We start from the raw sequence: 13,757 nt of genomic DNA on the forward strand, positions 1-13,757 counted from the left end.
TGAGCTGCGCGGATCATTGGAGCTTGTGGAGCACCTCGCGCACGGTGCCGGAGACGGCGGCGGGGGCCAGCAGGGAACGCGGGGCGAAGGGCTGACGCCACAGGCCGCCGTGGGCAGCGCCGGTAGCGAAGAGCGCTTCCGGATTGGCCGTCGAAAGTTCTTCCGGGGCATAGAGATCGGCGACGAGTTTGGCCGCCAGCAGGGTGCGGGCCGTCGCCGGATCGAAGACTTCGATGCCGAAGTGGGAGGCGGCGCGGTAGGCCGTGGTGCGCCAGCCGTTGTCGCGGGCGAGGCTGCGGGTCCAGGCGGGTGGGGCAACCGTGAAGGAGACGGGGTGGCCGGCGGCGCGGGCGAGTACGGCGCGCCAGCGCGGGAGGCGTTGGGCCAGGGCGTAATCCGGTCCGGCGAGGGCGGGGAGGTTGTCGAACAGGCCCCAGGCGCCGCCCTCGGTGTCGAAGATCGGGCGGGCGTAGTTGAGGCGGTAGAGCGAGTTCGGGGCCACGCGGTGCAGCAGATCCTGGGCGCTGCCGCGGAAACCGCGGCGCACCAGGCGATCCCGGGCCGCCGCCACCACGGACGCAGGGACGGCGTAGGTGTCGGTCGGGGAACCCAGCAGCGCGAGAGCGGCATCCGGGTGGTGGCGCAGCAGGGTTTCGGCGAGCACGTCGGAGGCGGCGGCCAGGCGCACCCCGGCGGCTCCGGGCAGTTCCGCGTAGCGGCCCAGCACCGGGCGGCCCGCGCTGTGGGCGGTGATCCAACGGGCCAGCGCCGGAAAGCTTCTGGCGATATCCACGCCGGGCTCGGAGTCCGTGACGGGAAAGCGCATGACACCGGCCCCGGCCTTCGCGGCCGCCCGCAACCGCTCCCAACGCGCCTTGCCGGGCCGATCCACCGCGAGCACGTCCGCACCCCACGACAGCAGCGGCCGCAACGGGCCGAGTTCCGCGCCCGCACCGGTCACGGTCATCTGGAAACCGGGCAGTCGCAACCATTCCGGATGCTCGATGACCCGCTCGAGCGCGGCCACGAAATCCGCCTCCAGAATGCCGCGCTGCTGCCATTCGGCCAGCTGCTCCCGCAGCGATTCGCCCGACAACAGCAATCCGCGATAGGGCACCTCGAGCCGCGTCACCGCCGCGGCCTCGCCCGCCACCTCGGCGGTGTCCAGCACGGCCGCATCGGCTTCCGCGTCGACATCGACGGTGTCCAGGGTCGCGACCGTGCGCCCGACCGCGAAACGCAGCATGTGCCGCACCGAGTCCAGGCCCGCCGCGGCCATGCCGAGCGAGACCTCCGGCGCGCTGATCGCCAGCGCCGTCATGCCGCGGAAGACCCGGTGGTAGCCGTGCCGCCAATCCCGGCAGGTCTCCACCGACTGCGCCAGATCGGCGTCATAGGGCCGGATCGCGTCGGCGACCACCGCGGCGGAGAACATGTCCGCGATCAGTTCGGGCGGCCCCGGCGGAAAAACCAGATCCCACACACCCGCACCGACCTTGCCCATGAACAGTCACCCTGCCACGAATCCGGTTCGCGCAAAACTCGAAGGATGCGCCGTGCGGGCTCCGCCAACGGGTCCCGCAGGCTGCTAACGCGGGTCCTACCGGGTGCGGGTCAGCGCGCGATGCAGGCGGGCCGCCGTCGGTGGATCCAGAGCGGCACTGGCGGAACGGATTTCGGCGCGAGCACAGCGGTGGATGGCGACCGCGTCGGCCACCACCTCGTCCAGGGCGGCCTGCCCGATGCCCGCCTCCGCCAGATCCAACACGGTCCGCAGCGGCGTCGTCACCAGGAACGCCCCCGCCGATTCCACATCCTTACGGGCGAAACTGCGCCGCAACACCACCAGCCGCGGCGACAGCGGGAACCGCCCGACCCGGGCCGAGAGGTGCACGAACCGGGGCCGCAATCGGCCGAGCCCGTGCAATTCGGCGGCGCTGTGATGTGAGACCGCGGCTGCCCCGTCGAACCAGGCCGACCACATGGCGTATTCGTCCAGCGGCCCGTCCGGCCAGTCGGCCAAGCGCAGCAACCCGACGCCGGAACGCAGAATGCTGCCGTCGCGCAACCCGTCCCGGATCTGGAGTTCGCAGCCGCTGCGCAGCACCTGATGGGTGGTGAAGTACCCCGCGTGCCGCCCGGCCAGGTCTCGCAACGCCCGCCATCCGTCTTCCGGATCGGGCTCCGGTGCCGCGTTGCCAGCCATGACATTCAGGATAAGCGCACCCCTGTGTGTTACGTCACAATCCGCGCGTGTGAGCCGACACCTCACGGGAAGCTCAGAGCTCACACAGAAAGCTCGGGAAGAATCGCCCCCATGAGTTCGGAACCCACCTCGGACGACGCGACCAAGCGGGACACCACTGCGAAGCCTGAAGGCTCGGCCGCGCAGTCCTCCGACGCGACCGTACAGGCCGATCCCACCGCGCAGCCGGTCGATCTCGGCAAGCCGGACAGCACGCCCACCGAAGTCCTAGCCGCACAGCACGACTCGGCCACCGAGGTGTTGAACGGGCAGGGTGGCGCCCAGCAGACCGCGGCCACCGAATGGTGGACCGATCCCGCCGCCCAGCAGGTCGAAGCGCCCACCGAGGTGCTGCACCCGGGTGAAGCGGCCTACGCGGTCGGTGCGAACACCGGGCCCGGCCAGCCGGGCACCGGATCGACCGCGACCACGGTGCTGCCCGCCGGGTACGCCACCGACGCCTCGGGCGGCATCCCGGCACCGCAGGGCTTCCAGCCCCCGCCCGGCACTCCCCCGCCCCCGATGAATGTCGGTGGCGGCGAGGGCGGTTCGCCACGCAAGCCGCGGAATCGCAAGAAGACCCTGATCATCGTGGGCCTGGTGGTGGCGCTGCTGGTGGCGGGCGGCCTGGCCGGTGGCGAGGCGTACGCCCGCAACCGGGCCGAGAAGTGCATCAGCAACCAGTTCCAGGCCAGCATGGGCTCCAAGATCGATGTCTCGTTCGGCTGGAAGCCGTTGCTGCTCACCGCCTTCGACCACAAGGTCTCCCGGGTGAACGTCGACAGCGACGACGTGAAATTCGGCCCGGCGCAGGGCATGGTGGTGCACTCGGTCTTCGACGACGTCGAATACAGCAGCGACGGCAAGGAACTGACGATCGGCAGCTCGAATGCCGACGTCACCTGGAGCACCGACGGCATCACCAAGACCCTCGGCGGCCTGGTGTCGGCGACCGCCGCGGACGCCAACTCCGGCACGCTGAGCTTCTCGGTGCTGGGCGGTCTGGCCCAGCTGCAGGTCAAGCCGAAGATCGTCGGCGACAAGATCGAGGTCGACACCGTGCAGGCGTCACTGCTCGGCTTCGGGCTGCCCACCGATCTGGTCTCCGGCATCGTGCAGGCCCTGACCGAGAGCCTGCAGACCTACCCGATGGGCCTGCAGCCCACCAAGGTGGAGGTCACCAACGCCGGCCTGCACATCACCCTGCAGGGCGGCCACACCCAGGTGACCGCCGATCAGAGTCAGGGGCAGCAGCAGACCGTCAGCTGCTAGTCGTCGGAAAACCCTTCCAGCACTTCACGAGACCGCGACAGTCCCAGTCGGGTGGCGCCGGCGGCGATCATGTCCGCCGCCTGCGCCGAGGTGCGAATGCCGCCGCTGGCCTTCACTCCGAGCCGCCCGCCCACGGTCTCGGCCATGAGGGCCACCGCGTGCGCGCTCGCCCCGCCCGCCGGATGGAAACCGGTGGAGGTCTTCACGAAATCCGCGCCCGCCTTCTCCGCGGCCCGGCACACCTCGACGATGGCGGTGTCGTCCAGGGCGGCGGATTCGATGATGACCTTGAGCAGTGCCCGGTCCCCGACGGCTTCGCGCACGGTGACGATGTCGGCCAGCACCGCGTTGTAGTCCCCCGCCTTCGCCGCGCCCACGTCGATCACCATGTCGACCTCGGCCGCGCCCTGATCCACCGCCAGCCGCGCCTCCGCCCCCTTCACCAGTGAATGATGTTTGCCGGACGGGAAACCCGCGACCGTGGCCACCACCAGGCCGGGTGCACGCACCGGCAGCATGGACGGCGACACGCAGATAGCGAACACGCCCAACGCGCGCGCTTCGTCGATCAGCGCGGTCACGTCGGCGGGCGTGGCTTCGGGGGCCAGCAGGGTGTGATCGATCATCGCCGCCACGTCACGACGGGAAATCAGTGCCATGAGCACCGAGTTTGGCACATGCGGAGCGAATTTCGTTGCGGGCCGCCGCCGCTGTCACGCATGCTTGTAGGCGTGCTGATCCGTCGTGAACGTACCGGCGATGCCGCCGCGATCGACGCGGTGCACCGCAGCGCCTTCGAAGGCTCCGCGGCTGCCGACGGCGATATCCCCTCTTCACCAGCGGTCGGCGACCCCGTAGAAGTCGAACTCGTGCACCGGTTGCGCGACGACGGCTCCGCCTGGATCCCGACCCTGTCGCTGGTGGCGGAATTCCAGGATCAGGTGATCGGCCACGCCTGCCTCACCCGCGCGGGCATCGGCCCGTTCCCGGTGCTGGCGTTGGGCCCGATCGGGGTCCGCGGCGACCAGCAGGGCAAGGGCATCGGCTCGGCGCTCATGCATGCCGCCCTGGGCGCGGCCGACGCCCTCGACGAACCGATCGTCGGGCTGCTGGGCAGCCTCGAGTACTACCCCCGGTTCGGGTTCGTGCCGGGTGCGCGGCTGGGCATCGTGCCCGATGTCGCGGATTGGACCTCGCACTTCCAGGTCCGGCCGCTGACCGCCTACGAGCTCGAGATCAAGGGCGAATTCCGCTACGCCGACGCCTTCTACAACCTGTAAAAGGTCGCTGATTCACCCGTTTGCTGCCTGCCCGGGGGTTGCTGGGAGAATATCCGGATGAGTTCTACCCCGGATGACCGTCGCTTCGTGCTCACCCTCGGCTGTCCCGACCGTCCCGGCATCATTGCCCGCATCACCTCGTTCATCGCCGATTTCGGCGGGTCGATCGTGGAGGCGGGGTATCACTCCGATCTGGAGACCGGATGGTTCTTCACCCGGCAGGCCATCAAGGCCGCGACCGTGCCGTTCGATCTGACCGAACTGCGGGATCGGTTCACCGCCGTAGCCGCCGACCTGGGACCGGAAACCGACTGGCAGGTGCACGACACCGGTGAGCGCCGACGCGCGGTGCTGCTCGTCTCCAAGGATGGCCACTGCCTGCACGACCTGCTCGGCCGCGCGAACAGCGGTGAACTGCCCGCGACCATCGAGGCCGTCATCGGCAACCACCCGGACCTGGCCGAGATGACCGAGGCGCACGGCGTGAAGTTCCATTACGTGCCCTTCCCGAAGGACCCGGCCGAACGCGGTCCGGCCTTCGAGCAGGTCCGGGAACTGGTCGACGTGCACGACCCGCACGCCGTGGTGCTGGCCCGCTTCATGCAGGTGCTGCCCGCCGAACTGTGCGAGCACTGGGCGGGCAAGGCCATCAATATCCACCACAGCTTCCTGCCGTCCTTCGTCGGCGCGCGGCCGTACCACCAGGCGTTCGCGCGCGGCGTGAAGCTGATCGGCGCGACCTGCCACTACGTCACCGCCGAGCTGGACGCGGGCCCGATCCTCGAGCAGGACGTGACCCGCATCGACCACTCCGACACCGTGCACGACATGGTCCGGCAGGGCCGCGACATCGAGCGCGTGGTGCTGGCCCGCGGACTGCGCTGGCATCTGGAGGGCCGGGTGCTGGTGCACGGGCGCCGCACCGTCGTCTTCGAATAGGTCACGGAAAGCCAACGCCCGCCCCCATTTTCACGGGGGCGGGCGTTTGTCGTTCGGGGCGGATCAGACCGCGGCGGCGACCGTCGAACGACGCGAACGCCGGATCAGCCGGTGCAGTTCGACATTGAATGCCTTCTCGGCCTCGATGTTCACCAGGTGCCCGGTGGGCAGCACGGCGTAGCGGTCGAGATGGCCTGCGGCCGCGAGGGTGTCGGCGATCTCGCGCGAGTGCACCTCCGGCAGCAGCCGGTCCTGGGAACCCGCGATGACCGTGGTCGGCACCGTGAGATTCGCTGCGGCGCCGTGCAGATCGAGCTCCAACAGCCCCCGAGCCACGGCCGCGCGCACCGACGGACGGCAGGACCGGACGATCGAGGTGCCGAAGAGGATCTGGTCGCGGGTCGCCGAGCGGGTCATCAGCCGGTGCTTGGCGATCAGGTGGACCGCCGGGCCGCCGGGCAGCGGGACCGGGGTGCCGAACAGTGCCAGCGCCAGCCAGTCCGGGCCGGGGATGACATCGTTGAGCAGCGGAATCACGGTGGCGCGGTTGGGAATCTGGCGTGCGGCCGTGGTGGCCAGTAGCGCCGCGGCGGCGCGGTGCCGGACCTGATGCGGGTAGCGGTCGGCCCAGGCCTGAATGGTCATGCCGCCCATGCTGTGTCCGACCAGCACCGCGCGCTGCCCGGGACGCAGCACCGCGTCGAGCAGGTCGGAGAAGTCGTCGGCGAGCTGATCGGCGCTGAAAGCGCGGGTGCCCGTCTCGCTTTCGCCGTGGCCGCGCTGATCGAAGGCGATCACGCGGTACTCGCCGGCGAAGGCGTTGATCTGCGGGGCCCAGTATTCGATGGCGCAGGACCAGCCGTGCGCCAGCACGATCACGTCGCCGTCGGCGGGGCCGTAGGCGTGCACGCGCAGCCGGACACCGTCGCGGGTCGTCACGGGGATGACCTCGGCGGGGGCGGGGGTATTCAGGGAGGGGGTCCGGTAGTGGCGCGATCGCAGTCCGGAACGGAAGGGAGCGGTCAGCGCGTCTGCGCCGACACCGGCTTCCGGCAGTTTCACCAGCATGAGCACTCCTTTGTGTTCCAAACCACAGTAGCGCGCTAACCCGGGTGCTTGCTAGTGCAAGCACTCATATATCTTCTTGCTATACAACAAGGTTCGCGGTGATACGCGTCCCGCAGTAGGTCCCCAAGGGGTGGGCGGACCCACCCCTCAGGCACCCACCACCCGCGCCGGAATCCCGAACGCGGACTTGGCAACCCGGTCGAGTTCGCCGTTGAACTCCCGGTACGCCTCCACATTTCCGAGATGCCCGGTCGGCAGTACCCGGTAAACCTCGAGACTGCCCGCCTCGGTGAGCATTTCGACGATCCGCTCCGCGTGCACGGGCGGCGTCATGTCATCGGCCGAACCCGCGAGGATGGTGGTCGGCACGGTCAGGTTGGCGGCGCCGCGCCCGACATCCAGGTAGGACAGCAGGGTGCCGAACCGGCCGCGCACCCGCGCCGGGCACGAACGGACGATGTTCTGGGCGTAGTCCGCGACCTCGCCGACCGTGGCCAGGCTCATGATCTGCCGCCGGAACACCCACTTGATCGGCGCGAACGGCGGGAAGACGATGGGCGCGCTCAAGCCCAGCAGGCCGGCCACGAACGGCAACTTGACGAGTCCGCGATTGAAGAACGGGACCACCGTGGTCTCGGCGATGAGATCGCCGGCGGCGGTATTGGTGAGCAGCACCGCGGCCAGCTGCCGCCGCACCCGCTGCGGGTAGCGGCCCGCCCAGGCCTGAACGGTCATGCCGCCCAGGCTGTGTCCCACCAGGACCGCCCGCTGGCCTGGCTTCAGCACGGCGTCCAGGACGTCGGCGAGATCGTCGGCGAGCTGATCGGTGGTGAGCGGGGCGGTGCCGAGTTCGCTCTCGCCGTGGCCGCGCACGTCGTAGGCGATGACGCGGTACTCGCCGGCGAAGGCGTTGATCTGGGGGTTCCAGTATTCGAGGCAGCAGGTCCAGCCGTGCACCAGCACGATCACATTGCCGTCGGCGGGACCGTAGGCATGCACCCGCAGCCGAGCTCCGTCGGTGGCGGTGACCGGTACGACCTCGTAGGGACCGGCCGGCGGATTCAGATCCGCATTGGCGTAGGTCTGGGTGCGCAGGTCGGCCCGGTGCTCGCGCACCAGGTCACGGACCTTTCGGCCGAGGTCCGCAGGATGAGGCAGCGTTGCCCGCATAGGACACTCCTTTGTGTTACTGATCGATACAGTAACCCGCATCACCCGGTGCTAGCTAGTGCAAGCACCCCGGAAAATGAAAAACGGCCGCCACCCGGATGGTCCGGGCGGCGGCCGCAGGAATCGAGAGGCCGGTTACCAGCGCGGCCCGCGCTGGATCTCGTCGACCTTGGGGCGCACGTCGGCGAGGTAGACGCCGGTCGCGATGACCGCGGCGATGCCGAGGATGCCGAGCAGCGAGATGGGCAGCAGCAACACGCCGAGCGCGGCCAGCAGGATGGCGATCCACACCGGCTTGGTCAGCTTGTCCACGGCCGTGAAGGCGTCCGGGCGCTGGCGAATCGCGTGCACGAGCGCGAACACGGTCATGCCGATCGCACCTAGCTTCAACGCCCACAGAATCAAAGCGGGAATTCCCATCACCCCATCCATCATACGGAGCGCGGCCCTGGCCACCGGAGCTTCGCGCCGCGACACGGGTTTTCGAACGCAACGTTTACAGACGCGCCCCCGCGAGCCCGGCACCCCGAAACGGCAGTAGCCCTCGCACACCTGAGTGTGCGAGGGCTACAAGCTTTTTCGGCTGTCGCGAATTACTTCTTCGCGGGCGCGGCCTTCTTGGCCGGAGCCTTCTTGGCCGGAGCCTTCTTGGCGGGCGCCTTGGCGACCGGAGCCTCGTCCTCGACCGGAGCGGTCTCGGTGGTCACGTCCACGACCTCGGCGTCGACGGCCTCGTCGGCCGGCGCCTCTTCGCCGTCCTTGGCCAGACCGAGGTACGGGCCGACCTGCTCGTACGCCTTCTCGAAGGCCGCCTCGGCCTGCGCCCGCGCCTTGTCGAAGGCATCCTGGGCGCTGGTGACCGCATCCTGGTTCAGGAAGGCGTCGCCGCGGCTGATCAGCGACTCGACATACTCGCTGTGGCGCACCTTCTCGACGGTCTCCTCGCCGCGGGCGGCCAGGTCGGCGTAGAACTCCAGCAGCTGGTGGTAGTAGGTGTCGACCAGCTTGCGCAGCTCTTCGGGGGTGGCCTTCTCGCGCAGCTCGGCCAGGTCCTCGGGCAGCTCGGACGGCAGCGCCTGCACGCGCTGACGCAGCGTCTCGGCCTGCTCCTGCAGGTCGGCCGGGAGGTTGGCGAAGCGCTCGCGGGCTTCTTCGATGCGGCCCTGCACGTCGGCGGAGGTGGCGCGCTCGCGGATCTGCGAGACGACGTCCAGCACGGTGGCGTAGAGGACATCGCCGGCGCCGACGGTCGCGTAGATCGGCTTGGTCACGGTGGCGGTGAGCTTGGGCTCGGTCATGGTTCGTTCTCCTGGCGTGGCGGAACTTCGGTTGTACGGTTCGGAACCTCGTTGTCCCTGTTTCCCCCGGGAACGCCCCCCATCAGGTTCGTTGCGTCCCCTCTGTCCTCGTCCACCGGATTCGAGGTCTCGGCCTCGCGGCGGAACGATTCATAGATGTCCAGGAGGACCTGTTTCTGACGTTCGGTCAGATAGACGTCGGCCAGCAGGGCATCCCGGACAGGGCCGTGCGGCCTCTGCTCGAGGTACCCGGCCCGCATGTACAAGACCTCCGAGGAGACCCGCAGACCCTTCGCGATCTGTGCGAGCACCTCGGCGGACGGATTACGCAGCCCGCGCTCGATCTGACTCAAGTACGGATTGCTCACCCCCGCCAGCTGTGCGAGCTGTCGCAAGGAGACCTGGGCGGCCTCGCGTTGCGACCGGATGAAGCCCCCGATGTCGTGCGCCGCGTTGGCTACGCGGCCCGCCCGTTCGGCAGCGGCTGCGGACGTCTCCGCTTCGTCGCCGTCGATCGGTTCGGGAACCTCGGGATCGTGCTTCATCACTCACCTTCCGGCGGTTGTACGGACAATTCTAGGACGGGGTGCTAACTCTTGCAAGCGCTCTGCTAGCGCAGCTCATCACATGCCACCCGGCAAACAACCGGCGTTTCGCTCGCCATGTCATTTGGTCAAATGTTCAGCCATTGAACAGCAAATGCGAAACGGCATAGATGACCAAACCCGCCAGCGATCCGATCACCGTGCCGTTGATCCGGATGAATTGCAGATCCTTGCCCGCGGCCAATTCGATCTTGCGACTGGCCTCCTCCGCATCCCAGCGGGCCACGGTATCGCTGACCAGGGACGCGAACTCGGCGCCGTAATTGGTCACCAGGTACCGGACGCCACGCTCGAGCCACCCGTCCACCTTGTCACGCATCGCCGGATCCGCCGAGAGCCGCTCGCCCAACTGCTGCACGTTGTCGGACACCTTGCGCCGCAGGGTGGAATTCGGATCGTCCGCCGATTCCAGGATCACGCGCTTGGCGGCCCGCCAGGTGGCCTGCGCCATCCCGGTGACCTCGCGCCGGCCCATGAGCTCGGTCTTGATCTTTTCCGCCTTCTCGATCATGGCGTCGTCGAATTGCAGATCGTGGGCGAAATCCTCGAGGAACTTGTTGGCCGCCAGCCGCACCTCGTGATCGGGCTGGGTGCGCACCTTCCAGGTGAATTCCACCAGCTCCCGATAAATGCGCTCGGCCAGCAGCGAATTCACGAATTTCGGGGCCCAGGACGGCGAGTCGCGGTTCACGATCCGGTCCAGCGTCTCCTGCGAGTCCAGCGCCCACTGGTGCGCGCGCTCGGCCAGCAGGTCCAGCAGCGGGGCCTGCCGGTTGTCGGCGATCAGCTCGTTGAGCACCTTGCCCAGCGGCGGACCCCACAGCGGTTCGGCGATCCGTTTGACGATGGTGCTGTCGATGATCTGCTCGACGTCCTCGTCGCGCAGCACACCGATCACCGCGCGCAGAATCGTCGCGCTCTCATCGGAAATGCGTTCCGCGTGCTCCGGTTCGGCCAGCCAGCGCCCCAGCCGCAGTGAAATCTGCGCGGAATTCACCTTGGCGGCGACCACATCCGGGGACAGGAAGTTCTCCCGGACGAATTCGCCCAGGCCCGCGCCGACCTGGTCCTTCTTCTTGCGGATGATCGCGGTGTGCGGGATCGGCAGGCCGAGTGGATGCCGGAACAGTGCGGTCACGGCGAACCAGTCGGCCAACGCGCCGACCATGCCCGCCTCGGAGGCCGCCTTCACGTAGCCGACCCACGCGCCTACGTCACCGCGTGAGCCGAGCCAGGCGCAGACGATGTAGATGACGGTGGCCGTGGCGAGAAAGCCGGTGGCGATGGCCTTCATGCGCCACAGTTCCCGCTTCTTGCCCTCTTCGTCGAGGAAGTCGGCGAAAGCGCCGCCTGGCGGTGTGGTCTTCGTGGGCCCGGGCTCGGTGGTTTCGAGTACCCCGGCGCTGCCGGTGGATTGCTCCATATCTTCCATTCTGGCGCGTGGTGTGACGAACTCCCCGCCACCGGGCCCGTCCCGATCGGCGACGTTCCACAGCATGGGAGGCTTAAGCTGAATATGCCCAGGCCCAGAACGCGAACAAGGAGCCAACGCAGCGTGACCACCAAAGGCACCGTGAGTGCCGCCATGGAGGCGGGCGCCCCGCGCGGTGGTCGTGTCGACGGCCGCAAACGACGCTGGCAGCAGCACAAGATCGATCGGCGCGAGGAGTTGGTGGACGGCACGCTGGCGGCCATCCGCAAGCGCGGCGGTGACGCCGGGATGGATGAGATCGCCGCGGAGATCGGCGTCTCCAAAACCGTGCTGTACCGGTACTTCTCGGATAAGCAGGACCTGACCCGCGCCACCATGGAGCGGTTCATCGAGACCACGCTGATGCCGCGCATCTACGAGGCCATCAGCGACGACCTCGACGAATACCAGTTGGTTCGCAACACGCTGGCGGCCTATGTGCACACGGTGGATTCCGATACCGACGTCTACCGGTTCATCATGGGCAACGGCTCGGCCACCGATACCTCCACCCTCGCCGACTTCGAGAAGCTGTTCGCGCAGGTGGTTTCGGCGGTCATCATCGACAAGTCCTTCGACCGCAATGTGCAGACCGAGGGGTCGATGCTGTGGTCGTACGTGCTGGTCGGCGGCGTGCAGCTGGCCACGGACTGGTGGATCTCCAACCGCACCATGTCCAGCGAGGAGATGCTGGACTACCTCACGATGATGGCCTGGAGCGCCATCGAGGGCATGGTCCGCGCTGGTGGTGACCGGCATTACTTCAACTCGCGTCCCCACGAACTACCAAACCCCGAAAATCACGCCGGATAGCCCGCGAACAATGCTCCGAGAACAATAACCTCGGCATGTGCTAGCTGACGGCTAGCACCAATGTTCGCAGTGTGGTTAGGCTGACAGCGGCGGACCGCCCTTGGGGATCTCCGCCGTGTCGACACCAACGGGGGTGTTGGCTCCCATGGAGGGTCACTGATGGCGAAAGAGCTGCCTACATCCCGACTCGCGCGAGGGACGAAGCTGGGTATTGCCGTCGCGGGTAATGCCTTGCGCGCTCAGAAGACTCGACGCTCGATGCGCGGCCGTTCGGAGGCGGTGCGGGCGCGGATGGCCGAGGAATCCATGATCCGGGCCACCGAGCAGATGGTCATGGTGCTGGGCACCATGAAGGGCGTGGCCATGAAGCTCGGGCAGATGCTGTCCGTGCTGGATCTGGATCTGGTGCCGCCGGAACATCGGGAACGCTTCCAACGCCGGCTGGCGGTGCTGCGCGACAGCGCGCCCTCGGTCTCGTTCGAGGTGATGAAGGCCGTCATCGAAGAGGATTTCGGCAAGACCCTGGAAGATGTTTTCGCCGAGTTCAATCCGGAGCCGGTGGCGGCGGCCTCGATCGGGCAGGTCTACAAGGGGACCCTGCACGACGGCCGCGAGGTCGCGGTGAAGGTGCAGTACCCCGGCATCGACGCGGCGGTGCGCGCGGATCTGAAGAACCTGGCCATGTTCCGGCGCATTCTGCAGTCGGCCATGCCGTGGGTGACCCCGGCGGTGCTCGACGAGTTGCGGCTGAATCTGGAGAGCGAACTCGACTATGTCGCGGAAGCCAACACCCAGAAGCAGATCTCGGAGCTGTTCACCGGGCACCCGTTCATCGTGGTGCCGACCACGTATCCGGAGCTGTCGACGACTCGGGTGCTGGTGAGCGAGTATTTCCCGGGTCGCGGGTTCGAGGAGATCCGGGAAATGCCGGCGGCCGAGCGGAATCGGATCGGCGAGATCATCTACCGCTTCTATGTGGGCTCGCTGTTCACCTTCAACGAGTTCTGCGGTGACCCGCATCCGGGCAATCTGCTGCTGGGGGCCGACGGGCGGGTGGCGTTCCTGGACTTCGGGCTCTACAACCGGATGGATCCCGAGCACGTGCAGTTCGAGGCCGTCTGTATTCGGGCGGCCGCCGAGGAGCGGGCAGAGGAACTGCGGGACCTGATGATCCAGCGCGGCGTCATCGAATCGCCGGACGAGATCACCCCCGAGGAGTGCCTGGAGTACGTGCTCGCGGCGTGCGAGTGGGCGCTGGTCGATGAGGATCTGACCATCACGCCCGAATTGGCTTCGGGCGCTTTCGTGTTGGCGGTGGATCCGCGGGCGAGCGACTTCGAGGGGATGAAGCAGCAGAATCTGCCGCCGGAGCATCTGTTCTCGCGGCGCGCCGACTTCCTGACCTTCGGCATGCTGGGGCAGCTGGAAGCAACCGGGAACTGGCATCGCATCGCGCGGGAATGGCTGTACGGGGATGATCCGGTGACCGAACTCGGTCGCGCACATCACGAATGGCTGGCGAGCCGCCCGACTCCCACGCCCACCACCGGGGGACCGACCAAGAAGACTCGCAAGCGCGCCGCCAAGGCGTAAACC

The 13,757-nt window shown here is 68.0% G+C and carries 14 protein-coding genes; 5 read left to right on the top strand and 9 right to left on the bottom strand.

The window, feature by feature from the left end:
• Positions 1-13 precede the first annotated feature (13 nt).
• Entirely contained in the window at positions 14-1,504 is a 1,491-nt protein-coding gene (locus ACYVN4_RS27435) for a hypothetical protein (protein WP_460724884.1), read from the bottom strand.
• Positions 1,505-1,600: 96 nt separating this feature from the next.
• A complete protein-coding gene (locus ACYVN4_RS27440; RefSeq protein WP_460724885.1) occupies positions 1,601-2,206 on the bottom strand; it encodes a hypothetical protein in 606 nt (201 codons plus the stop codon).
• Between the two features lie 111 nt (positions 2,207-2,317).
• Between ACYVN4_RS27440 and ACYVN4_RS27445 the strand changes: the two genes are divergently transcribed.
• Positions 2,318-3,517: an LmeA family phospholipid-binding protein gene (locus ACYVN4_RS27445; protein WP_460724886.1), complete on the top strand. Its 1,200-nt coding sequence runs from the start codon at positions 2,318-2,320 to the stop codon at positions 3,515-3,517.
• Here ACYVN4_RS27445 and deoC read toward each other — a convergent pair.
• Positions 3,514-4,176, bottom strand: a complete 663-nt coding sequence (gene deoC, locus ACYVN4_RS27450) for a deoxyribose-phosphate aldolase (RefSeq protein WP_460724887.1) — start codon at positions 4,174-4,176, stop codon at positions 3,514-3,516. The genes ACYVN4_RS27445 and deoC overlap by 4 nt on opposite strands.
• 72 nt (positions 4,177-4,248) lie before the next feature.
• Here deoC and ACYVN4_RS27455 point away from each other — a divergent pair, with 72 nt between their 5' ends.
• Complete coding sequence (locus ACYVN4_RS27455; protein WP_460724888.1) at positions 4,249-4,797, top strand: GNAT family N-acetyltransferase; 549 nt, start codon at positions 4,249-4,251, stop codon at positions 4,795-4,797.
• 57 nt (positions 4,798-4,854) lie between these two features.
• Positions 4,855-5,736, top strand: coding sequence for a formyltetrahydrofolate deformylase (gene purU, locus ACYVN4_RS27460; protein ID WP_379360489.1), 882 nt, complete (start codon positions 4,855-4,857; stop codon positions 5,734-5,736).
• A gap of 63 nt (positions 5,737-5,799) precedes the next feature.
• On the opposite strand, the gene ACYVN4_RS27465 is transcribed toward purU, so the two are convergent.
• The 6 genes from ACYVN4_RS27465 to ACYVN4_RS27490 all read right to left on the bottom strand — a co-directional run bounded on the left by ACYVN4_RS27465 (position 5,800) and on the right by ACYVN4_RS27490 (position 11,171).
• A complete protein-coding gene (locus ACYVN4_RS27465; RefSeq protein WP_460724889.1) occupies positions 5,800-6,804 on the bottom strand; it encodes an alpha/beta fold hydrolase in 1,005 nt (334 codons plus the stop codon).
• A 147-nt stretch (positions 6,805-6,951) separates the two neighbouring features.
• The gene (locus ACYVN4_RS27470; RefSeq protein ID WP_460724890.1) at positions 6,952-7,974 is read right to left on the bottom strand and encodes an alpha/beta fold hydrolase; all 1,023 of its coding nucleotides are present in this window, start codon (positions 7,972-7,974) and stop codon (positions 6,952-6,954) included.
• A gap of 135 nt (positions 7,975-8,109) precedes the next feature.
• Positions 8,110-8,394: a DUF2516 family protein gene (locus ACYVN4_RS27475; protein WP_460724891.1), complete on the bottom strand. Its 285-nt coding sequence runs from the start codon at positions 8,392-8,394 to the stop codon at positions 8,110-8,112.
• 173 nt (positions 8,395-8,567) lie between these two features.
• Entirely contained in the window at positions 8,568-9,272 is a 705-nt protein-coding gene (locus ACYVN4_RS27480; protein WP_460724892.1) for a heparin-binding hemagglutinin, read from the bottom strand.
• Positions 9,269-9,817 (bottom strand): helix-turn-helix domain-containing protein, encoded by a 549-nt coding sequence (locus ACYVN4_RS27485; RefSeq protein WP_460724893.1) that lies wholly within the window; start codon positions 9,815-9,817, stop codon positions 9,269-9,271. Before ACYVN4_RS27485 ends, ACYVN4_RS27480 begins: the two co-directional genes overlap by 4 nt.
• A 136-nt stretch (positions 9,818-9,953) precedes the next feature.
• Complete coding sequence (locus tag ACYVN4_RS27490) at positions 9,954-11,171, bottom strand: DUF445 domain-containing protein (protein WP_460724979.1); 1,218 nt, start codon at positions 11,169-11,171, stop codon at positions 9,954-9,956.
• A gap of 291 nt (positions 11,172-11,462) precedes the next feature.
• Between ACYVN4_RS27490 and ACYVN4_RS27495 the strand changes: the two genes are divergently transcribed.
• Both ACYVN4_RS27495 and ACYVN4_RS27500 read left to right on the top strand, forming a co-directional pair.
• Positions 11,463-12,161: a TetR/AcrR family transcriptional regulator gene (locus ACYVN4_RS27495; RefSeq protein WP_460724980.1), complete on the top strand. Its 699-nt coding sequence runs from the start codon at positions 11,463-11,465 to the stop codon at positions 12,159-12,161.
• 159 nt (positions 12,162-12,320) lie between these two features.
• Positions 12,321-13,754, top strand: a complete 1,434-nt coding sequence (locus tag ACYVN4_RS27500) for an ABC1 kinase family protein (protein ID WP_460724894.1) — start codon at positions 12,321-12,323, stop codon at positions 13,752-13,754.
• The last annotated feature ends 3 nt before the right edge of the window (positions 13,755-13,757 follow it).

This window comes from Nocardia heshunensis, assembly GCF_054782115.1.

Bases quoted from the DNA above. Each gene is read 5' to 3' on its own strand.
- deoC (WP_460724887.1), bottom strand. From the start codon at position 4,176: ATGGCACTGATTTCCCGTCGTGACGTGGCGGCGATGATCGATCACACC.
- ACYVN4_RS27490 (WP_460724979.1), bottom strand. From the start codon at position 11,171: ATGAAGGCCATCGCCACCGGCTTTCTCGCCACGGCCACCGTCATCTAC.
- ACYVN4_RS27500 (WP_460724894.1), top strand. From the start codon at position 12,321: ATGGCGAAAGAGCTGCCTACATCCCGACTCGCGCGAGGGACGAAGCTG.
- ACYVN4_RS27465 (WP_460724889.1), bottom strand. From the start codon at position 6,804: ATGCTGGTGAAACTGCCGGAAGCCGGTGTCGGCGCAGACGCGCTGACC.
- ACYVN4_RS27475 (WP_460724891.1), bottom strand. From the start codon at position 8,394: ATGGGAATTCCCGCTTTGATTCTGTGGGCGTTGAAGCTAGGTGCGATC.
- ACYVN4_RS27495 (WP_460724980.1), top strand. From the start codon at position 11,463: ATGGAGGCGGGCGCCCCGCGCGGTGGTCGTGTCGACGGCCGCAAACGA.
- ACYVN4_RS27470 (WP_460724890.1), bottom strand. From the start codon at position 7,974: ATGCGGGCAACGCTGCCTCATCCTGCGGACCTCGGCCGAAAGGTCCGT.
- purU (WP_379360489.1), top strand. From the start codon at position 4,855: ATGAGTTCTACCCCGGATGACCGTCGCTTCGTGCTCACCCTCGGCTGT.
- ACYVN4_RS27480 (WP_460724892.1), bottom strand. From the start codon at position 9,272: ATGACCGAGCCCAAGCTCACCGCCACCGTGACCAAGCCGATCTACGCG.
- ACYVN4_RS27485 (WP_460724893.1), bottom strand. From the start codon at position 9,817: ATGAAGCACGATCCCGAGGTTCCCGAACCGATCGACGGCGACGAAGCG.
- ACYVN4_RS27445 (WP_460724886.1), top strand. From the start codon at position 2,318: ATGAGTTCGGAACCCACCTCGGACGACGCGACCAAGCGGGACACCACT.
- ACYVN4_RS27435 (WP_460724884.1), bottom strand. From the start codon at position 1,504: ATGGGCAAGGTCGGTGCGGGTGTGTGGGATCTGGTTTTTCCGCCGGGG.
- ACYVN4_RS27440 (WP_460724885.1), bottom strand. From the start codon at position 2,206: ATGGCTGGCAACGCGGCACCGGAGCCCGATCCGGAAGACGGATGGCGG.